Genomic DNA, 20,725 nt, shown 5'->3' with positions numbered 1-20,725 from the left:
CTACTTCCACTTCGCGGCGAAGCGATTGATGCTCTCCGCAATCCGAGCAACTTCGTCGTCACGCAAACCGTGGCTCATGCCGAGTGTCATGCCGCGGGCAAAAACTGCGTCCGCTTCCGGCAAACCTTCGGCCGGCTGGCGAAATTCGATGTTGTTCATCATGGGGTGACGAGTGACGTTGCCGCTCCACACGGTTCGGGTGTCGATGCCGTCGGCCTCGATGGCTTCCTGCAGGTCGCTGCGCGTGAAGGGGGCGTTCTCGTTGATCATCACCGGGTAACACAGCCACGCCGTGTTGAGACCGTCGAGTTCTACCGGCGTCGTGAAGAATTCAGGATGGGCGCCGTATGCCGCCGTGAAGGCCGCAAATGTTGCCTTACGCGTCTTGTAGTTCTGTTCCAGCTTGTCGAGCTGCACGACGCCGTAAGCTGCGCCGAGTTCGGAGGGCTCGAAGTTCCACGACATGAGCTCGAAGATGAAGTCGTTGTCGTAGTCGACGCCGTCGAGTTCTTCACGGAAGACTCGGCCGGACTTGGTACTGCCGAACAGGTTCGGCTCGCTACGACGGCCCCAGCGGCGAAGCAGCAAAGCCTTGTCACGGCTGGCTTCGTCGTCGACGCACACCATTCCACCGGTTCCCGCGCACGTGATGATGTGTGCCATCGAGAAACTGGTGACGACGATGTCCGCCCGAGACCCGGTGGGAGTACCGCGGAGCGTGGCGCCGATCGCGTCACACGAATCCTCGATCACCTTGAGTCCATGGCGATCAGCGATATCACGGATGACGTCCCAGTCTGGGCAGTTGCCGGCCAGGTTCGGCATCAGGATGGCACCGGTCTTTTCGGTGACCATTGCCTCGATCTTGGTGACGTCGACGTTGAACGTGTTGGGTTCCACGTCCACGAACACCGGCACCAGACCGGCACGCACGATCGGTGCGATATCGGTGGAGAACGTCAGCGGCGACGTGATGATCTCGCTTCCCGCAGGCAGTCCGAGCAGCTCGACTGCCAAGTACAAACCCGAGGATCCCGAGTTGCACATGACGCCGAACTTCTTGCCGGCCAAGGCCGCGATACGTTCTTCCATCTCGAAGACGTTCTTGCCGATGCGCAATCCTTGATGCCCGCTGCGCAAGACGTCGACAACAGCCTGTATTTCTTCCTCACCGTGGGTGGCCCTGGCGTAGGTGATCCGCTCGCTCATCTTGTTCCTGCTTTCTCGAATAGGCGGCAGATTCAGCGATCTGCCGAGAGGACGAGCGCACTGTGCGGGACGGGAGAGCCGCCGGTCACGAGCACGTTGTCCAGAGTTTTGGTCGGTTGATTGGTGGAGGTGCCGCGGATCAGGCGAACACCTTCGGCAATACCGTTGACGCCGTGGATGTATCCCTCACCGAGTTGACCGCCGTGGGTGTTGATCGGCAGGCGACCGTCCAGCTCGAGATTGCCGTCGGAGATGAAGTCTTTTGCCTCGCCCCGACCGCAGAATCCGTACTCCTCGAGTTGAAGCAGAACCATCGGGGTGAAAGCGTCGTAGAGAATTGCGGCATCGATGTCGTCCGGCCCGATACCGGCCTGGTCCCACAGTTGGCGCGCCACGAGTTCGACTTCCGGCATGCTGTCGATGTCGTCTCGGTAGTAGCTGCTCATCGAAATCTGTTGCGGACCTACACCTTGCGCAGCGCCACTGATGACCGCAGGTTTGTGCGGCAGGTCGCGGGCGCGCTCCGCACTGACGATCACCAGCGCCTGTCCGCCGTCACTTTCCTGGCAGCAGTCGAGCAGACGGATGGGGTCAGCGATCATGCGCGAGTTCTGATGGTCCTCGATAGTGATCGGGCGTTCGTAGAACCAGGCCTTGGGGTTGTTCGCCGCATGCTTGCGTGAGAGGACCGAGATCTGGCCGAAGTCGGCGCTTGTTGCCCCGTACTTGTGCATGTACAGCTTGGCGAGGAAGGCTTCCTGCTGCGCCGGGGTCAGAAGCCCGTACGGGTTGATCCAGTTCCGATACTCCTGGTCCGTCGACGCGTTGTACGCAAAAGGTGGCGGGCCGGCGCCGAATCGGTGACCTGATCTTTCGTTGAAGGCACGGTAGACGACCACAACGTCTGCGACACCACTGGCGACGGCAAGCGCTGCTTGTTGAACCGGTGCGCAGGCACCGCCGCCACCGTGTGGAATACGACTGAAGAACGTCAGTTCCGGGATCCCGAGGGCGCGTGCGACCGCAATCTCGGGGTTGTTCTCCATGGTGAACAGCGCAAATCCGTTCACCTCTTCTGCCTCGATGTGAGCGTCGTCGAGCGCGGCGATCACGGATTCGCACGCCAACTGCCATTCACTGCGGCCGGAGTTCTTGGAGAACTCGGTGGCGCCGATCCCGGCGATGGCGGCTTGCCTCGAAAATCCTCGTGTCATGCGATTACCCTTTCCACCGGTTCGAGAGTCACGTCGGCCGTCACGTGTGTTCCGCGCGCGTTCTGCCCGAGAACTGTCACGGTGAGCGCCCGACCGTCTGCGGCGGTGACCTTGCCGGTGAATGTCATTGTGTCTCCGGGGAAGTTCGGAACACCAAGCCGTAGTGATGTTTTGACGATCCGCGATCCCGGGCCGGACCAGTCGGTGATGTAGCGGTCGATGAGCCCGTTGGTGGTGTTGATGCTCATGAAGATGTCGGGAGTTCCGCGATCCTGGGCCTTGCCCGGATCGTGATGCACGTCCTCGAAATCCTGAGAAGAGATCGCAGTGGCGACGATCAGCGTTCGATCCAACGGCAATTCGAGGCTGGGGAGGACCGAACCCACCTCGCAGTCAATCAGTTTCGTCATTGCACCGATCCCCGTCGCCTCAGTTGCGGCAGCATCTCGCCGTGAGCGTGCTCGGAGAACGCCACTTCGAGTTCCATGCCGAATTCGAGTTCCTCGTGATCGATCCCCGCGATGTCGGCAACCAGTCGCGTGCCTTCTTCGAGATCGACGAGTCCGACGGCGAGCGGGTACTCGAAGGCAGGATCCTTCGGGTGATGGATGACTGTGAAGCTGTGCAACGTGCATCGACGCGTGGATTCGACTGTGTCCCAACTGAACGAGCGGCATTCCGGGCAGGCGGGCGCTGGCGGGTGGCGCAGTGTCTTGCAATCCGCACACCGTTGGATTTCGAGGCGACCCTCTTTGGCCGCGGAGAAGAAGAAATCGTTGTCATCGGTGACGGTGAGTCTCGGCACCGCGGTGTTGCGGGAGCCAGTCTCGCTCATGCGATTACCTCCTGGGCTTCGGGCTTGGTATCTGTCTGGGCATCTGGTTTGAATCTGAGCAATCGAAATCGCTCCTCGACCAGCGTCTTTCCGTCCTGGTCCACGTACTTCTTGAACAGGGTGATGAAGCACCCGTGACCGAGAGCCGTCTGTTTGAACGGTGAGATCGCTTCGATGGTGAAATGCGCGGTGACGTGGTCTCCGGGACTCAACTCCGCGAAATACTCCTGCTCGACGTTGGTCGCGACTACGGACGTGTAGCCGGCCTCGTCCAACAGCCCGAGTAGTCGTGAATAGGCGAAATCCTCGGAGGCTCCGTCGGCGCGAAGTTGTTGGACCTGCCGATAGCGGCGGTAGCCCGCCATCACCCAGGTCGAAATCATGGCGGGCGGACAGACGACGTCTCGACGGCCGGTACTGCGGGCGGCCTCTGCGTCGACGTAGATCGGGTTGCGGTCGTCGTGCGCCTCGACCCAGTTGCGGATCATCGCCTCGTTGACGGCGTAGCGGGCGACGCGGGGTGGTTCGGCCTCTGCGCCGATGAAATTCGGAAACTGCGTCTGCAGGCTCTGCACTGAAATCCTCCGTGAACGAAAGTTGAGCAAGCGCTTGATTTTGAAGCTAGCATAGGAATCCGGAAGTGGAAACACGCGATCTCACCGACGAATTGGTTCGAGCCGGAGCTATCGGGCAGGATTGCGCTACGTTCGACGCCGGCAGCCCGGCACCCCCGAAACCCTGCCCTGAGCAGGACCGACAACCAGTGGAGATTTCAGTGGCATCACCAGATCGTCGGGAGAAGATCCTGGAGAGCTCAGCCGAGCTGTTTGCCAGGAAGGGTGTCGCCACCACGACCGTTCGCGAGATCGGCGACGCCGCCGGTGTGTTCTCGGGCAGCCTCTACCACTACTTCAAGTCGAAGAATGCGATAGTTGCCGAGCTCATGCGCGGCTTCATCACCGACATTCAGCTCCGCTTCGATCAGGTGGAGAAGACGGCAAACGACCCCGAGGAAGTCCTGCGCGGCTTGATCCGCGAGACGCTGGTCGTCATCGAACTACACCCGCACCCGACGGCGATCTACCAGAACGATCGGGCTTATCTTCGCGACAACGATCTCCTGCAATCCGTCGACGGGCCTTCCCGCCAAGTCCGCGAGCATTGGATGAAAGCGATTGCCGAAGGCGTCGATCAGGGAATCTTCCGCAAAGACGTGGCACCGGAAATTTTCTATCGATCGGTACGAGACACCTTGTGGTCGACAACGCATTGGCCGGATCGCCAGAAGTACACCACCGACGAGTTCGCGGATCTGATGATCACGCTCTTCCTCTCGGGATTCAGGGTCGCCTGACCAGATCCGGCAAATCCAGATGTTTCGGGGTTCGTCCCTGCGGCAACAGGATCGACACCGCGAACACGACCACCGCGCAGCCCGCGCACACCAGGTAGGCGACGGAGAATCCGGTCCACGACGTGGAATGTTCCGAACCGCTGATCACGAATGCAGCGAGAATGGTTGCCACCGTCGCACTGCAGATCGTGCTTCCGGACGTCCGCAGAAGTGAGTTCACCCCGTTGGCAGCCGCCAGTCGCTGACGAGGTACGGCAACCAGAATCAGCAGCGAGAGCGTGCTGTACACGATGGCAGTCCCGACCGCTGTGATACCCAGTGCTGCAACCACTCCCCACAGCGGCTTACCGGCAACGGCGTGAATCCCGTACCCGCCGGCGAGGAACACGGCACCGGTCAACATCGCGGTCCGTGAACCGAAGCGGTCGGTGATACGCACCGCAACCGGTGAGAACAGCACCATCGCGATACTCGCCGGAATCTGGCAGAGCGCTGCCGCGATGATCGACAGGCCGTACCCGGCACCCGGCCCCTTCATCCCCTGCAGCAGTTGTGTCGTGATCAGCGTGTTCCCGAAAAACGCGAACCCGACCAGCAGAGCCGCCAGATGCGGGATCAACACTGCACGTTTCACGAGAGCACGGACGTCGACCAGCGGATTGACGTTGCGCCGCTGTTGAATTACCCAGAGCGTGAACAGCACCGCCGACGCGGCCAGCATGGAGATCACCGCTCCACTGGTCCACCCCCAACTCGACCCCTGAGTGATCGGCACAAGCAGAGCAATCATCGCGGCGCTCAGACCAACCGCCCCGACGCCGTCGAATCTTCCCGACGGATTCGGCTCGGACTCTCGAATGAACAGCACCGCAGCAAGAGTCACGGACAGCCCGATGGCGGTGGTTACCCAGAACAGGACGTGCCAATTCGAGTACTGCGCGATCATCGCGGAAAACGGTATGCCCAAAGCGGTTCCGACACCGAGCGTCGAACTCATCATGGCCACTGCGCCGTTGACCTTGTTCCGTGGCAATTCGTCTCGCAGCATGGAGATTCCGATGGGGATGACTGCCGACCCGGCCCCCTGCAACGCTCTCGCGAAGATGAGTACAGCGATGTCCGACGACAGCGCACACAACATCGAGCCGAGAGTCATCATCGAGAAAGCAACCAGAAGCATCTTCTTCTTGCCGAACATGTCGGCGAGTCGACCGAAGATGGGAGTGACGACAGCGCCGACCAGCAGCGTGACGGTCACCAGCCAGGACACGGCCGTGCGTCCAGCGCCGGTGAAGTGCGGCAACTCCGGCAACAGTGGAACGATGACCGTCTGCAGAACAGCCTGGAACACTGCGGCGGCGACAACGATGGGGAACAGGAAGCGGGAGCGCGGCTGCGCGAGTCCCGCGTCGGAGGTGGTGACTGCAGGCGTGCCCGGCGGACGGTCGAGCGTCGTCACCCCACACCGCCTGTTCTCACTAGGTAAATATCCGTTCACCTACATTAGGTGAACGGATATTTACCTAGCAAGAATTGTGACGCCGCTCACCCGTCGAGCAGCTTTTGCACCAGCGGTGCGTACAGCGCAACCACCTCGTCCTGGGTGCCGGTGGCATGGCCGGCCATCATCCGTCGGCGCATGATCGCCACTCCGACCACCATCGACATCGCCAGTTCCGCGCGCAATCTCGCGTCGGGGCCGGACAGGCGAGCTGCGAGGGTGTCGATCATCTGCGTCGAATAGTTCTCGCGCAGCTTGCGGTTGCTCTCTTCACTGACGCCGCTCATGAACAACAAGCTCATGGACAGCGGCTTGTACGACTCCAACGGCTTGGTGAACAGCGAGACCATGCGCTCGCCGAGCGAGTCGTTCGGGGCATCGAAGACCGTGACCGCCGCTGCCCGGAAGTCGACCAACTCGTCGTACAACTGCTCTTTGGAACCGAAGTACTTGATGATCAGAGGCGCGCTGACGCCTGCGTCTTCGGCGATGTCCTTGAGCGTGATTTCGCGGTACGGCCGAGTCGCGAATGCTTTCCCGGCCGACGCGATGATCTGCGCACGCGTCTGCTCGGACGTACGACGCACCTGCTGACCTTGCTCCGTGCCGCTCATCAAGCGTTCCGCGACAATTCACGACGGCCGGACAATGCCCGACCCAGCGTCAACTCGTCTGCGAATTCGAGATCGCCACCCATCGGAAGACCCGAAGCCAACCGAGACACCGTCAGCCCCGGAATGTCTCGCATCATGCGAACGAGATAGGTAGCTGTCGCCTCACCCTCCGTGTTGGGGTCGGTGGCGATGATGACCTCGGACACGTCGACGCCGTCCTCCTGATTTGCGATGCGAGCCAACAACTCCCGGATACGCAACTGGTCAGGCCCGATCCCCGAGAGCGGATTGAGCGCACCGCCGAGCACGTGATAGCGACCCTTGAACTCACGGGTGCGCTCGACGGCCTGGACGTCCTTCGGTTCCTCCACGACGCAGATCACCGTGCGATCGCGACGTGCGTCGGCGCAGATGCGGCACTTCTCCTGATCGGAGACAGTTCCGCACACCGTGCAGAACTGAACGCCGTCACGGATGCGCTGCAATGCATTTTTCAAACGGTCGATCTCGGGAGGCTCCACGGAGAGCAGGTGAAAAGCGATGCGTTGAGCGCTCTTCGGCCCGACTCCGGGAAGCTTCCCGAGTTCGTCGATCAGATCCTGAACCGGACCTTCGTACACGCGTTCTCGTTTCTAGAAGCCGGGGAGACCGGGAAGGCCTCCGCCGAGTCCGCCGGCCAACGGGCCGAGCTTCTCAGCAGCGACTTCCTGTGCCTTGCGCGAAGCGTCCTCGATCGCGCCGATCACCAGATCCTGCAGCGTCTCGACATCTTCGGGGTCGACGACCTTGGGATCGATCTGCAGACCGACAACCTCGCCGGTGCCCTTGACAGTGGCGACAACCAGTCCGCCACCGGCCTGACCGGTCACTTCGGCCTGAGCCATTTCCTGCTGCGCCGCCATCAATTGCTGCTGCATCTGCTGAGCCTGAGCCAACAGAGCAGACATGTCGGGTGCTCCACCTGGTTGCACGAGCGGTCCTTTCTACAGAGTTATCCCCACCAGCGTAGTCGGTGCGCGCTACCGTGAGCGGGTGCGCCGGAACCAGTCAGACACCGTAAAACCGTCAAGAGGGTCAAACATGGCATCACGTGTGTTCCGCTCCACTGCCCTGATCGCCGTGGTCGGGGCCGGGCTTCTGAGCGCTGCGTGCACGATTCCGACCGAGACTGCCGAGGCCACGACTTCGGTCGAGGTGTCTCCGCTGAGCACTGTCGCCGCTGACGTCCCCGCTGCGCTCACCGGCAAGGTCGTCTTCCTCGATCCCGGGCACAGCGGGGCGAACGACGACAGCATCAACACCCAGGTCCCCACGGGCCGCGGCGGCACCAAGAACTGCCAGACCACCGGCACCAACACCGATGCCGGGTTCCCCGAGCACACCTTCAACTGGGAAGTCGCGAGCCTGGTCAAGAGCGAACTCGAAGGCCAAGGCGCCACAGTGGTCCTGAGTCGACCGGACGACATCAGCGTCGGATCTTGCGTCGACGCACGCGCCGAAGCTGCCAATTCCTCCGGCGCCGACGTAGTGGTGAGCATTCACGCGGACGGCGCAGCAGCCGGAGCCGAGGGCTTCCACGTCTGCTACTCCGCGCCCCCGCTGAACGCGGTGCAGGCCGGCCCGTCCGTCACCTTTGCCGAGACCATGCGCGACTCACTCGTCACAGCCGGACTCACCCCGTCGACCTACATCGGTGACGACGGGCTGGCACCACGCGCCGATCTGACGGGACTCAATCTGTCGCAGCGGCCGTCGATTCTGGTCGAACTCGGCAACATGCGAAATGCCGACGAGGCAGCGCGCATGACAAGCCCGGACGGTCAGCAGGAATATGCGTCCGCCGTCACCAGCGGAGTCACCGCCTTCCTCACAACCCCCTGACCTGTCTTCTGTGGAGAAATTCCACTTGTCCACAGGTATGTCGGCACCGCCGAGGTAGCCCGCTCACCTGGATACGGTTCTGCCATGGGGCCGATACTTCAGGTAGATTTCGCTGCTCTGCAGCAACTTTCAGCTGATCTGTCTCGAATTGCGGATCAGATCTCGGGGATCGATTCCGCCGGACCGATTTTCGAAGCCGCGGCGGCCCTGAATTCGTCCGCTGTCACGGCTGTGTCGACTGGGAATGCAGGCGTCATCGCCGACGCGTACCGGCACCTGGCTACGCAGTTGGGACTCATGGCGTCGGGAACCGCTGCCGCAGCACGTCTGTACGACGCTGCCGAGGGCGAAGTGGTGTCCGAACTGCGCGGAGCCTACTGATGCAGCCCACCGTCTCTCAGCTTCGAACGTGGTCACCGGAGAAATTGCGCACAAGCGCTTCAGAATTGATCGACATCGACCGGCAGATCGAAGTCCTCGGCAATGACGCCGGACGCAGCATCGACGCCGTCCGCGAATTCTGGCAGGGACAAGCGTCGAGCGCGGCGGCAGTGCAGTGGTCGGGTATCTCGCTTTCCTCGTCGCGGCTGTCGGTTGCGGTTCGCGTAGTTGCGGATCTGTATGGCGGAGCGGCCAATACGATCGGTGCGGCGCGAAAATCAGTTCTGGACCTGGTCGAGGAGGCGACTCTCGAACACGGCTTGACGGTGTCAGACAGTGGAGCGGTATCGGCACCTGAGACGAAGCAGCCATGGAATCTGGCCGACGCCATGCAAGATTCCGAAAACGCCACGGCTGCACAGGTTTTTCAGCAGAAGATCTCCACTGCATTGACGGCACTCGACGACGAAGACAACCGGGCCGCGACTGCTCTGCGTGCGGCATTCCGAGAGATCGGATCACTCCTTGGCAATCAGCCTGATCGCCTCGACCGCACTGTCGTCGACATCCTCGACGGGAGGTCGACACTCCCCGGGACACCCACGGAGCTACACCGACTCTGGGAATCGCTCACGCCCAACGAGAAAGACGCGTTGGCGAGGTGGGATCCGTCCATCGGTAGCCGGGACGGCCTTCCCGCTCTGGACCGGGACTACTACAACCGGCGGTACCTCTCTGCGCTCGAGCAGTTACCGGATCGAACGGTAGCTGCCGGATACACGGCCGTGCGCGGCGAACTTCGACCGGACACGTTCCTTCTCTCGGTCACGGATGGGCATGCCGTCGTGGCAGTCGGTAATCCCGATGCCGCCGGCAACGTCGCAACACTGGTTCCCGGAACCGGCTCCGGGCTGTCGGGCGTCGGCGGAGACCTGCAACGAACCAAGGCCATGTACGACGCGGCGGTCAGGGCGGCGCCAACGGAAGCCACATCAGTGATCCTGTGGTCCGGATACGACGCTCCCCCAGGCATTCCCGACGCAGCCTCGGATCGGTACGCCACCTCCGCAGCGCCGAGGCTCGACAGCTTCCAGGACGGGTTACGAACCTCGCATGACGGTCCGCCTTCGCACAACGTCGTGATCGGTCATTCCTACGGCAGCACCGTCATCGGTGCTGCGACTACCCGTGGCGCTTCCCTCGACGTCGACGAACTGGTTTTTGTCGCAAGCCCCGGCGTCGATGCCGAGCGCGTGAACGAACTGAGCCTGGACGGCGTCGACTCGGCCGAGATGGCTCGCCATGTTCATTCGACGACGGCCTTCTGGGATCCGGTCCAATTGATCCCCAAGATCCTCGGAGTCCACGGGTTCGACCCGTCGGATCCGGAATTCGGCGCGCAGGTATTCACCGGATCTCCCGGGGAGCCTGGGTTCGGAGTTCACAGCGATTACTGGGAAAGCGGAAACCCCGCACTCACCGAATTCGGACGGATCATTACCGGCCCGTGAAAGAAGGCGCCGTACCGGTGAAGGTACGACGCCATCTCGGTGATGCAGGATCGGTTAGACGAGTTCGCGCTTGAGGTTGTCCAGGACCTGGGCCTGGATGCGCTGCAGACCCTTCGGAGCGAACGTGCGCTCGAAGAAGCCGCCGATACCGGTGGCACCCTGCCACTGGGTGAGCGTCGTCACCGTCGTTCCGGTGCCGTTGGGGGCAACGGTCCAGGTGGTGACGAGGCTGGAGTTCGCGTCCTTCTCGGTGATGACGTTGCCGTCGACCGTCACTGTCGCCTTGACGTTGCGCGAGCGCTTTTCCGTCGCCTTGAGCGTCCACTGCGCGACGGTTCCGTCACCCTGGCCACCTTCGACGACCTTGTAGTCGAGGTACTGCTCGGACAGGATTCGCGGGCGAACCGTCTCGTAGTCCGAGAGCGCCGCGAGCACCTTGTCGGGTGCTGCTGTGACGACTGTCGAACTCATTGCATTGACCTGACCCATATGCCCTACGTCTCCTTGCTCGACCAACGCGGCTCGATACCGCGAATGACTACCCGAATCCGCACCTCGAACTGCGCAGATATTCCTTTCCATACTGCCTGCTGCGCCCGGGTATCTCGACCATCTACCCATTCCGTGTGAGCTGGTTCACCACTCGGAGCATTTACCGAGTTCGATTGCAACAACTCGATCAAATTCGGGCATTAATACCCCTCCGGATAGCTTGCACACGCAACTACCGATAGCGTCAGGGTGTGACTCTCTCGTTCAATGGGGTAGTTCAGAAGTTAGATCGAATCCGGACAAAGCAAGGCCCGGGTTCCGATGCTGCGCGTGAAATGGGGTTCGAGCAGCACAGAGAAGGCGTCGAACGCCTACTCGCGTCATACCGCGCCATTCCCGCCGATGCTTCTGTACGCCTGGCAAAGAAGACATCCAATCTGTTCCGCGCTCGCGCCAAGACGTCGGCCCCCGGCCTCGACGTCAGCGGTCTGGCAGGTGTCATCGCCGTCGATGCGCAGGCGCGCACAGCCGACGTCGCCGGCATGTGCACGTATGAGGACCTCGTCGACGCGACGCTGCCCTACGGGCTGGCGCCCCTGGTCGTGCCTCAACTCAAGACCATCACCCTGGGCGGTGCGGTGACCGGCCTGGGCATCGAGTCCACCTCGTTCCGCAACGGCCTGCCGCACGAGTCGGTACTCGAAATCGACGTACTGACCGGAAGCGGCGAGATCATCACCGCAACACCGGACGGCGAACACGCCGAACTGTTCTTCGGTTTCCCCAATTCCTACGGCACCCTTGGCTATTCGACGCGATTGAAGATCGCACTCGAACCCGTCAAGAAGTACGTCGCCTTGCGCCACGTGCGCTTCGATTCGTTGAAGAAACTCGAAGAAACGATGGATCGCATCGTCACCGAGCGCGAGTACGACGGGATCGCCGTCGACTATCTCGACGGGGTGGTCTTCACCGATTCCGAGAGCTACCTCACACTCGGCGCGCAAACCGACGAGGAAGGCCCGGTCAGCGATTACACCGACCAGGACATCTTCTACCGGTCGATCCAGCATTCGTCACTCACCCAGCCCAAGACGGATCGCTTGACCATTCGCGACTACCTGTGGCGCTGGGACACCGACTGGTTCTGGTGCTCACGAGCTTTCGGTGCACAGAACCCGAAGATCCGGCGCTTCTGGCCCAAGCAGTACCTGCGCAGCAGCTTCTACTGGAAGCTGATCGCCCTCGACCACAAGTACGACATCGGAGATCGCCTCGAAAAGCGCAAGGGCAAGCCCCCGCGCGAACGCGTCGTCCAGGACGTCGAGGTACCCATCGAACGAACCGCGGACTTCGTCTCGTGGTTCCTCGAGGAAATCCCGATCGAACCACTGTGGTTGTGCCCGTTGCGTCTTCGCGAGCCAAGCCCTGCCGCCGCTTCTGCATCACGGCCGTGGCCCCTCTACCCCCTCGAACCCAAGCGCACCTACGTCAACATCGGCTTCTGGTCTTCGGTGCCGATCGTTCCCGGTGAGCGCGAGGGGGCAGCAAATCGACTGATCGAAGAAAAGGTCAGCGATTTCGACGGACACAAATCGCTCTACTCCGACTCCTACTACTCGAAGGAAGACTTCGAGGAGCTGTACTACGGCGGCGACCGGTACATCGGACTCAAGGAACGCTACGACCCGAAATCCCGTTTATTGGATCTATTCTCTAAGGCGGTGCAACGTAAATGACCACGTTCAAAGACTCCAAAAGCCAGGACAAGCTCTCTATTGCCGAGATTCTCGAGACGCTTTCCGACGGCATGCTGCCGCTTCGATTCACCGCGTACGACGGCAGCACCGCCGGCCCCGAAGATGCCGACTACGGACTGCACCTCAAGTCGACTCGCGGAACCACTTATCTCGCAACAGCTCCCGGTGACCTCGGCATGGCCCGCGCGTACGTCTCCGGCGATCTCGAAGCCGAGGGCGTCCACCCCGGTGATCCGTACGAGATCCTGCGCATCATGGGTGACGAACTCCACCTCAAGCGCCCGTCCGCACTGACGCTCGCCAGCATCACGCGCTCCCTGGGCTGGGATCTGTTGCGGCCCATCGCCCCGCCGCCCCAGGAACATCTCCCTCGGTGGCGTCGCGTCGCAGAAGGACTGCGTCACTCCAAGACTCGTGACGCCGAAGTCATCCATCACCACTACGACGTCTCCAACACCTTCTACGAGTACGTCCTCGGCCCGTCCATGACGTACACCTGTGCCGCTTACGACAATGCGGAACAGACGCTCGAAGAAGCCCAGGAGAACAAGTACCGCCTGGTGTTCGAGAAGCTCGGACTCCAGAAGGGTGATCGACTTCTCGACATCGGCTGTGGCTGGGGCTCGATGGTCCGCTACGCGGCCAGGCGCGGCGTCAAGGTGATCGGCGTGACTCTCTCACGCGAGCAAGCGGATTGGGCACAGAAGGCCATCGAGGACGAGGGCCTCGCCGATCTCGCCCAGGTCCGTTTCTCCGACTACCGCGACGTGGCCGAGACCGGATTCGACGCAGTGTCCTCCATCGGCCTGACCGAGCACATCGGCGTCGGAAACTACCCGGCGTACTTCGAGTTCCTCAAGGGCAAGCTGCGTGAGGGTGGGCGTCTGCTCAACCACTGCATCACCCGTCCGGACAACCGAAGCAGCGCCAAAGCAGGCGGATTCATCGACCGGTACGTCTTCCCCGACGGGGAGCTCACCGGTTCGGGTCGCATCATCTCCGAGATCCAGAACGTCGGCCTCGAGGTGCGTCACGAAGAGAACCTTCGCGAGCACTACGCACTGACGCTCGCCGGATGGTGCCAGAATCTCGTCGACAACTGGGACGCCTGCGTCGCCGAGGTCGGCGAAGGAACCGCCCGCGTCTGGGGCCTGTACATGGCCGGCTCACGACTCGGGTTCGAGCGCAATGTCGTTCAGCTGCACCAGGTTCTGGCCGTGAAGCTCGGCCCCAAGGGTGAGGCGCATGTGCCGCTTCGCCCGTGGTGGAAGGCCTAGGGGCAAAGCCCCTGTGCGCCTTTTTGGTAGTCGGCACTACCAAAAAGGCGCACAGGTGCCGCAGGCACCCGACTGCGTCCTCACCCAACCTCCCCGCCGCAAGACCGTCTCCACCTCGTGCGCAACCTGGCACGGGGTCTTCACCACCTCGTCGAATCCGTAGACCAACCGCGGACGACCTGCCAGCTCTGCCGCATTGTCACGGCGGCGATCACGAAATGCCACCTCAGCCATGGAATGCGCCCACCGACCGTCGAGACGCACGATCAGCGGCACACTGACTTCGCTGTAATCGCAGTCCTCGTACAGCGTGCGGCCGTCGACGCGGACCGGAGACTGGCGTCTGGCCGACGGCAACCCGTGCGCCTGCTCCACGTCGACCGCATAGTGGTATTCGAGCGTTGACTGCACCCCGTCTGCCAGGAGTCGTACCGCATCGGAAAGCGCACCCTTGAATCGATGTGGTGTTCGTTCGTCAATCCGACGGCGCACATCGTTCAACGGAATTCGCGCATTTGTCACTGTGGTGATGAGTGAAACGTAGGCGCTTCGCGCTGTGGATTCGGCGGTCGCAAGATCAATCGCGGTATCCGCCCGCGACGTTCGAGGTATGACTGACGGCACGCCGATGTATCGGTGGGCTCGGGATCGGTGGACGACTACCCCGGGGTGAACCACGCCACCCACTCTGACAAGTGCACCCGACGTTCGCGCTGGAACTCGGCGGATTGTCGCGGACTGACAGCGAGCCGACTTGCCGTAGGGCACGGTGACATGGACTGGCTTGTCTGCGTCGATGCGACGCATTCCCCATTCCTCAGCTGCAGTGTCGTGGCTCAGAATCGCTTGCGGGCCACCATAAAGCCAAGCGGCGTTCAAGATCATTTCTCTGGTGAGCGGGCCAGCGGTCACTGCATACACGCCTTGTAGAACGCGCTGCCATTCGCCGCGGTCCAGAAAGTTCCGCAGCATCCCTCGGTTGTATCCGAATGACGAGAGTTGCTGTTGCCGTACCAGACCGGATTGCGCATCGAGAATCCGGAGAAACTCGCTTCCACCATGAGACGTAGTCATGGCACCAAGCGTCAGGCCGAACTCCGACAGGACTGACGTGAAATTCGCTGTCGGAGTTCGTCTGTGGATAACTCACCAGCTGGGGATAAACCCCTGTGCGCCTTTTTGGTAGCCGTAACTTCCAAAAAGGCGCACGGGGGCTATGCCCCTAGCGAAGCCGGCGGGGTGAACCGCGGGCCGTACTGCGCAGCGAGTTCCTTTGCGCGAGCGACGAAGCCGGCCGTGCCGCCCTCGTAACCGACGATGAACTGGTGAACGCCACCGGTCCAGGCCGGGAATCCGATGCCCATGATGGAGCCGATGTTGGCGTCCGCCGTGGTGATCAGGACGTTCTCGTCGAAGCACTTCTGCGTCTCGATCGCCTCGATGAACAGCATGCGGTCGATGAGGTCCTGGATCGGGGCGTCGGAGGTTCCGGAGTTGAAGTTCTCGCGGAGTCCGGACCACAGGCCGGTGCGCTTGCCCTCTGCGTAATCGTAGAAGCCGGCTCCACCGAGCTTGCCCTTACGATCGAACTTCTCGACGAGGGTGTTGATGACCTCGCCGGCCGGATCTGCCGGCAGTTCCTTGCCTTCGGCCTTGGCGGCGTCGGCAGATTCCTTGCGGATCTTCTGCATGAGGGTGAGGTTGAGCTCATCCGAAAGCTGAAGCGGCGCAGCCGGGTAACCGGCCTGCATACCGGCCTGCTCGATGGTGGCGGGCTCGACGCCCTCGGCGAGCATGCCGATGGCCTCGTTGATGAAGGTTCCGATGACACGCGAGGTGAAGAAGCCACGCGAGTCGTTGACCACGATCGGCGTCTTGCGGATCGCCTGGACGTAGTCGAACACGCGAGCCAGAGTCTCGTCGGAAGTCTTCTCACCGCGGATGATCTCCACCAGCGGCATCTTGTCGACGGGCGAGAAGAAGTGGATGCCGATGAAGTCTTCCTGACGCTTCACGCCGGTGGCGAGACCCGTGATGGGCAGCGTCGAGGTGTTCGAGCCCAGCAGTGCCTTGGGATCGACGATGTCCTCGATCTCCTGGAACACCTTGTGCTTGAGTTCCTGGCTCTCGAAGACTGCTTCGATGACGAAGTCGACGCCGGCGAAATCTGCCGGGTCAGCCGTCGGGGTGATCTTGGCGAGGAGTGCGTCGGACTTCTCCTGCGTGGTCTTGCCGCGCGAGAGTGCCTTGGCCTCAATGCCTTCGGCGTACGCCTTGCCCTTGTTGGCAGCCTCGATGCTGACGTCCTTGAGGACGACGTCGAAGCCGGCCTTCGCGGAGACGTACGCGATGCCCGCGCCCATCATGCCCGCGCCGAGGACGCCGACCTTCTTGATGGTGGACTTCTCGATGCCTGCCGGACGTGAACCGCCGCCGTTGATCGACTGCAGGTCGAAGAAGAACGCCTGGATCATGTTCTTCGCGACGCGGCCGGTCACCAGCGAGGTGAAGTAGCGAGCCTCGATGAGCAGCGCGTTGTCGATGTCGACCTGCGAGCCTTCGACGGCTGCGGCCATGATGGCGCGCGGAGCCGGCATCGGAGCGCCCTTGAGCTGCTTACGCAGGTTCGCGGGGAACGCCGGAAGGTTGGCAGCGAATGCCGGAGTGGACGGAGTTCCGCCAGGGATCTTGTAGCCCTTGACATCCCACGGCTGAACGCCGCCTTCGGGGTTGGCCTTGATCCATGCCTTCGCAGCCGGAACCAGTTCTTCTACCGAGCCGACGACCTCGTCGATGAGGCCGACTTCCTTGGCCTGAACGGGTCCACGCTGCTGCCCCTGGAGCAGGACGCCCATGAGCGCGTTCTGCAGGCCGAGCATCCGCACGGTGCGCACGACGCCGCCGCCGCCGGGCAGCAGGCCGAGGGTGACCTCGGGCAGGCCGATCTTGACGCCCTTGACGTCTGCCGCGATGCGGTGGTGGGTCGCGAGAGCGATCTCGAGACCGCCGCCGAGTGCCGCACCGTTGATGGCGGCGACGACCGGCTTGCCGAGAGTTTCGAGACGACGCAGGTCTGCCTTGATCTCGACGCTGTGGTTGTAGATCTCCTCGGCCTGCTCGGGGCCGACCTTGATCATGTTCTTGAGGTCGCCACCGGCGAAGAAGGTCTTCTTGCCGGAAGTGATGACGGCACCGGTGATGGAGTCCTTCTCGGCGACCAGACGGTCGACGGTGGCCTTCATCGACGCGATGTACGCGTCGTTCATGGTGTTTGCGCCCTGGTTGGGATCGTTGATGGTGAGCACGACGATGCCGTCGGCGTCCTGGTCCCAGTTGATGATGTTCTGATCAGTCACTTTGCTTGACTCCTGGTAAGCCTCGTTGGAAGGACGGACGCCGCGTCAGACGCGCTCGATGATGGTGGCAACGCCCATACCGCCGCCGATGCACAGGGTGATGAGGGCGCGCTTGCCGCCACGACGCTCGAGCTCGTCGACCATCGTTCCGGTGATCATCGCGCCGGTTGCACCGAGCGGGTGACCCATGGCGATCGCGCCACCGTTGACGTTGAGCTTCTCGTCCGGGATGTTCAGGTCCTTCTGGAACTTCAGGACGACGGAAGCGAATGCCTCGTTGATCTCGAAGAGGTCGATGTCGTCGACCGTCAGGCCGGCAGCTGCCAGAACCTTCTTCGACGCCGGCGTCGGGCCGGTGAGCATGATGGTGGAGTCGGCGCCGCTGGTGGCGGTGGCGACGACGCGAGCGCGCGGCGTCAGACCCATGTCCTTGCCTGCCTGCTCGCTACCGACGAGCACGAGGGCAGCGCCGTCGACGATTCCCGAACTGTTACCGCCGTGGTGAACGTGGTTGATCTTCTCGACCCAGTGGTACTTCTGCAGCGACACGGCGTCGAATCCGCCGATTTCACCGATCACACCGAACGCGGGAGCCAAGCCGGCGAGGTTCTCTGCCGTGGTGCCCGGACGCATGTGCTCGTCGTTGTCGAGGATGGTGATGCCGTTGATGTCCTTGACCGGCACTACCGACTTGGCGAAGTATCCGCCGGTCCACGCCTTGGCGGCGAGGTCCTGCGAGCGCACGGCGTATGCGTCGACGTCGTCACGCGAGAAGCCCTCGATGGTGGCGATGAGGTCTGCGCCGACGCCCTGCGGCACGAAGTAGTTGTCGTAGTTGGTGGCGGGGTCGAGTGCCCACGGTCCACCGTCGGATCCCATCGGAACGCGGGACATCGACTCGACGCCACCGGCGATCACCAGTTCGTCCCAGCCGGACCGAACCTTCTGAGCAGCCATGTTCACGGCCTCGAGGCCGGAAGCGCAGAAACGGTTGAGCTGAACGCCACCGACGGTGTCGGGCAGTCCCGCATCGTTGACTGCAACGCGGGCGATGTCCATTCCCTGATCGCCAACGGGGGTGACGACGCCCAGGATGAGGTCGGAGATCCGGTCCTCGTCGAGGTCGGGAAAGCGCACGCGCAGTTCCTGGATCAGACCCGTGACCAGCGAGATCGGCTTGACCGAGTGCAACGACCCGGTCTTCTTGCCGCGGCCTCGCGGGGTACGGATGGCTTCATAAATGAATGCCTCTGTGGTCACTGTGAGGTGTTCCTTCCGTGTAATTCGTCGAACCGGTCTGCAGATCGTCCGCGCCACCTTCGGTGGTGGCGCATGGCCGAGGTACAGACCTCAGCCCTTTCACTGTAGAACGTGTTCCAAATTCATGGGAAGGACCGAAGCGATCCTGCTAGGTGACCGAGGTGATCAGGTGCGCGAACGCCTGCCCGCTTCGGTTCATTTCGGGTGCGCCCCCGGAAGCACTCACGGCACGATGCGATACGGCAACATCATGTCGTGATCTTCGTGATCGAGTAGATGGCAATGCCACACGTATCCCTGGAGTCGACCAGAATCAGCCATATCGTGGCGCCCACCGCCCGTCATCCCACTACCCGTCATCACACCGCTCGGAAGACGATCGAACATCGCGTCGGGATCGAAACCCAGCTCATCCACGGTGGGGAATCGCACGATGATCCGGGTGACGGTGCCGCCGTCCACCCTGACGGTGTCCTTCATCCCCGCTTCCCACGGCGCCGGCGCGATCATCGGCCCCGCCTCGAACCCGTCGGGCGACGGAGTCCACTTGTTGCCGATCACCGGCTGCGGATGGCGGATCAAGTACTCCAGCGTCCGCATCGGTGTTCTGCCGAGAATCCGGAAATTCACCAAGTGCAGGTGTATCGGATGCGGGTCCGGCGTGGTGTTGACGATGTTCCACTGCTCGACGGTGCCTTGCCGCGGCCTCTCGACGTCCGTGGTGCTGAACGTCAGGTTGTTCAACGTCATCTGAGCCGGTGGATTCCGCAGTTCCAGTTGCTGGCTCACCGTCACCGTGCGAATTACCGTCGGCTGCTCCAACGGGGCGAGAACGTCACGTTGCCGGCGCCCACCGCGCAGTTGCGACGGAACACCACCGGTGAATCCGCGCCTGGCGTCACCGCGGAACCGGCAGAACAGCGGCATAGTCACTTCACCGATGACAGCGGCGGGCAGCGGGGGCGCCTCGTCGTTGCGAAGCTCCACCGTCGAACCCTCCGACAGTCCGGTGAAATCGACGAGGAGGTCGTACCGCTCCCCCGGTGCGCAGCGGAAGGCATTGACCGCGACGGGCGCGTCGAGCATTCCGGCGTCGTTGCCGATGACCCAGAACGTCATCATGTTCGAGAAGTGAAGATTCCACACACTTGCCGACGACGCATTGACGATGCGGAAGCGGTAAAGGCCCCGAGCCACAGCCAGTTCCGGCCACACCTTGCCGTTGACCAAGCCGACGTCGCCCACCGCGCCGCCTTCCCACGATCCTTCCGGGATCAAGATGGTGGATCGGCCGTTCTGGGCGCCTGTCGGCGTGAAGATCTTCTCCTGCAGGATCAACGGGATCTCGAATTCCTCGGCCGGCAACCCCAACGAATTTCCCAGTTTGCCGGTGTCGAATTCATCCCTGATCAGATAGTTGCCGATCAGACCGGCGTAGACGTTGAGCCGGGTGATGCCCATCGCGTGATCGTGATACCAGAGGTGGGCGGCTTCCTGACCGTGCAAAAAGTGATGCATCGCAGCCTGTCCCGGCATCACCAGCAGCTCCGGATGGCCGTCGCTCTCAGGTGAAGTGACTCCTCCGTGCAAGTGCAACGACGTCGGCGGGTTAGCGCGAAAGTCTGCCTGCATTCCATGCAGCGTCATATCCATGTCCGCTGCCAACGGATGTCCGGTCAGATCGTTCTCGAACGTCAACATGATCGGCTCGCCGGAATGCGCCTCGACGGTAGGGCCCAGATAACCGCCACCGATCTCTCCGCTGCGGTACGACAGTGCTGGGGACGAGGGAAAATCCCGATGAAAGGCATGTTGCCCCACTTGCGCTGTCAGTGTGATCTCGTTTCCGGAAAGCGTTGACAACGAATGTAGTTCGTCACAGAACGGCTCGAACTCCGGCGAATGAAAAATCAACGGAGACTCGATATCCACACTCCCCGCCGGAGCAGCACCTGCCTTTGCACCCAAAGCAACAGCCGCTGTGCCGACTACCGACCCTTTCAGAACCGATCTTCTGGAAACCCCGATACCCATACATTCCCCTCCCCATCGAAACGGGTTGCGTTCTCCCGCAAGGAAA

At 62.1% G+C, this 20,725-nt stretch carries 20 protein-coding genes; 6 read left to right on the top strand and 14 right to left on the bottom strand.

What is annotated here, in order from left to right; translation table 11 throughout:
• The 5 genes from AOT96_RS12710 to AOT96_RS12690 are packed head-to-tail and all read right to left on the bottom strand — an operon-like array spanning position 1 to position 3,833.
• Positions 1 to 1,209 carry a DegT/DnrJ/EryC1/StrS family aminotransferase gene (locus tag AOT96_RS12710; RefSeq protein WP_042447780.1) on the bottom strand — a complete coding sequence of 403 codons (1,209 nt, stop codon included), beginning with the start codon at positions 1,207 to 1,209 and terminating at the stop codon, positions 1 to 3.
• A 32-nt stretch (positions 1,210 to 1,241) separates the two neighbouring features.
• Complete coding sequence (locus AOT96_RS12705; protein ID WP_007731528.1) at positions 1,242 to 2,423, bottom strand: lipid-transfer protein; 1,182 nt, start codon at positions 2,421 to 2,423, stop codon at positions 1,242 to 1,244.
• Positions 2,420 to 2,833, bottom strand: a complete 414-nt coding sequence (locus AOT96_RS12700) for a hypothetical protein (RefSeq protein WP_007731530.1) — start codon at positions 2,831 to 2,833, stop codon at positions 2,420 to 2,422. Before AOT96_RS12700 ends, AOT96_RS12705 begins: the two co-directional genes overlap by 4 nt.
• Positions 2,830 to 3,258, bottom strand: a complete 429-nt coding sequence (locus AOT96_RS12695) for a Zn-ribbon domain-containing OB-fold protein (protein ID WP_007731532.1) — start codon at positions 3,256 to 3,258, stop codon at positions 2,830 to 2,832. Before AOT96_RS12695 ends, AOT96_RS12700 begins: the two co-directional genes overlap by 4 nt.
• Positions 3,255 to 3,833: an FAS1-like dehydratase domain-containing protein gene (locus tag AOT96_RS12690; RefSeq protein WP_065351816.1), complete on the bottom strand. Its 579-nt coding sequence runs from the start codon at positions 3,831 to 3,833 to the stop codon at positions 3,255 to 3,257. Before AOT96_RS12690 ends, AOT96_RS12695 begins: the two co-directional genes overlap by 4 nt.
• A gap of 65 nt (positions 3,834 to 3,898) precedes the next feature.
• Between AOT96_RS12690 and AOT96_RS12685 the strand changes: the two genes are divergently transcribed.
• Positions 3,899 to 4,612, top strand: a complete 714-nt coding sequence (locus tag AOT96_RS12685; protein ID WP_175280092.1) for a TetR/AcrR family transcriptional regulator — start codon at positions 3,899 to 3,901, stop codon at positions 4,610 to 4,612.
• Here AOT96_RS12685 and AOT96_RS12680 read toward each other — a convergent pair.
• From AOT96_RS12680 to AOT96_RS12665, 4 genes are all read right to left on the bottom strand, one after another.
• Complete coding sequence (locus AOT96_RS12680) at positions 4,599 to 6,071, bottom strand: MFS transporter (protein ID WP_007731537.1); 1,473 nt, start codon at positions 6,069 to 6,071, stop codon at positions 4,599 to 4,601. The two genes, AOT96_RS12685 and AOT96_RS12680, sit on opposite strands and share 14 nt — an antisense overlap.
• Before the next feature lie 86 nt (positions 6,072 to 6,157).
• The gene (locus AOT96_RS12675) at positions 6,158 to 6,727 is read right to left on the bottom strand and encodes a TetR/AcrR family transcriptional regulator (RefSeq protein ID WP_007731538.1); all 570 of its coding nucleotides are present in this window, start codon (positions 6,725 to 6,727) and stop codon (positions 6,158 to 6,160) included.
• Complete coding sequence (gene recR / locus AOT96_RS12670) at positions 6,727 to 7,347, bottom strand: recombination mediator RecR (protein WP_003943917.1); 621 nt, start codon at positions 7,345 to 7,347, stop codon at positions 6,727 to 6,729. Before recR ends, AOT96_RS12675 begins: the two co-directional genes overlap by 1 nt.
• A 12-nt stretch (positions 7,348 to 7,359) precedes the next feature.
• A complete protein-coding gene (locus AOT96_RS12665) occupies positions 7,360 to 7,698 on the bottom strand; it encodes a YbaB/EbfC family nucleoid-associated protein (protein ID WP_003943929.1) in 339 nt (112 codons plus the stop codon).
• Positions 7,699 to 7,807: 109 nt separating this feature from the next.
• On the opposite strand from AOT96_RS12665, the gene AOT96_RS12660 reads away from it, so the two are divergent.
• From AOT96_RS12660 to AOT96_RS12650, 3 genes are all read left to right on the top strand, one after another.
• Positions 7,808 to 8,608, top strand: coding sequence for an Rv3717 family N-acetylmuramoyl-L-alanine amidase (locus tag AOT96_RS12660; RefSeq protein WP_003943843.1), 801 nt, complete (start codon positions 7,808 to 7,810; stop codon positions 8,606 to 8,608).
• A gap of 84 nt (positions 8,609 to 8,692) precedes the next feature.
• Positions 8,693 to 8,989 carry a hypothetical protein gene (locus AOT96_RS12655; protein WP_007731542.1) on the top strand — a complete coding sequence of 99 codons (297 nt, stop codon included), beginning with the start codon at positions 8,693 to 8,695 and terminating at the stop codon, positions 8,987 to 8,989.
• The gene (locus AOT96_RS12650; RefSeq protein ID WP_065351815.1) at positions 8,989 to 10,500 is read left to right on the top strand and encodes an alpha/beta hydrolase; all 1,512 of its coding nucleotides are present in this window, start codon (positions 8,989 to 8,991) and stop codon (positions 10,498 to 10,500) included. Before AOT96_RS12655 ends, AOT96_RS12650 begins: the two co-directional genes overlap by 1 nt.
• Positions 10,501 to 10,554: 54 nt before the next feature.
• Here AOT96_RS12650 and AOT96_RS12645 read toward each other — a convergent pair whose 3' ends face one another.
• Positions 10,555 to 10,989: an SRPBCC family protein gene (locus AOT96_RS12645; RefSeq protein ID WP_003943959.1), complete on the bottom strand. Its 435-nt coding sequence runs from the start codon at positions 10,987 to 10,989 to the stop codon at positions 10,555 to 10,557.
• 338 nt (positions 10,990 to 11,327) lie between these two features.
• Between AOT96_RS12645 and AOT96_RS12640 the strand changes: the two genes are divergently transcribed.
• Positions 11,328 to 12,731 carry an FAD-binding oxidoreductase gene (locus tag AOT96_RS12640; protein WP_042447764.1) on the top strand — a complete coding sequence of 468 codons (1,404 nt, stop codon included), beginning with the start codon at positions 11,328 to 11,330 and terminating at the stop codon, positions 12,729 to 12,731.
• Positions 12,728 to 14,029, top strand: a complete 1,302-nt coding sequence (locus tag AOT96_RS12635) for a class I SAM-dependent methyltransferase (RefSeq protein ID WP_003943932.1) — start codon at positions 12,728 to 12,730, stop codon at positions 14,027 to 14,029. Before AOT96_RS12640 ends, AOT96_RS12635 begins: the two co-directional genes overlap by 4 nt.
• A gap of 36 nt (positions 14,030 to 14,065) precedes the next feature.
• Here AOT96_RS12635 and AOT96_RS12630 read toward each other — a convergent pair whose 3' ends face one another.
• The 4 genes from AOT96_RS12630 to AOT96_RS12615 all read right to left on the bottom strand — a co-directional run bounded on the left by AOT96_RS12630 (position 14,066) and on the right by AOT96_RS12615 (position 20,679).
• Positions 14,066 to 15,103, bottom strand: a complete 1,038-nt coding sequence (locus AOT96_RS12630; RefSeq protein WP_065351814.1) for a type IV toxin-antitoxin system AbiEi family antitoxin domain-containing protein — start codon at positions 15,101 to 15,103, stop codon at positions 14,066 to 14,068.
• Between the two features lie 140 nt (positions 15,104 to 15,243).
• Positions 15,244 to 17,385, bottom strand: a complete 2,142-nt coding sequence (locus AOT96_RS12625; RefSeq protein ID WP_003943799.1) for a 3-hydroxyacyl-CoA dehydrogenase NAD-binding domain-containing protein — start codon at positions 17,383 to 17,385, stop codon at positions 15,244 to 15,246.
• Positions 17,386 to 17,430: 45 nt separating this feature from the next.
• Positions 17,431 to 18,645: an acetyl-CoA C-acetyltransferase gene (locus AOT96_RS12620; protein WP_007731553.1), complete on the bottom strand. Its 1,215-nt coding sequence runs from the start codon at positions 18,643 to 18,645 to the stop codon at positions 17,431 to 17,433.
• Positions 18,646 to 18,867: 222 nt separating this feature from the next.
• On the bottom strand, positions 18,868 to 20,679 hold the full coding sequence (locus AOT96_RS12615; protein WP_065351813.1) for a multicopper oxidase family protein: 1,812 nt from the start codon (positions 20,677 to 20,679) through the stop codon (positions 18,868 to 18,870).
• Positions 20,680 to 20,725 lie beyond the last annotated feature (46 nt).

The organism is Rhodococcus sp. 008, assembly GCF_001682295.1.
Taxonomy (GTDB): Bacteria; Actinomycetota; Actinomycetes; order Mycobacteriales; family Mycobacteriaceae; genus Rhodococcus_F; species Rhodococcus_F qingshengii.
Note: the sequence above shows the minus strand (reverse complement) of the source record. Positions and strands in the feature narration are given on the sequence as shown.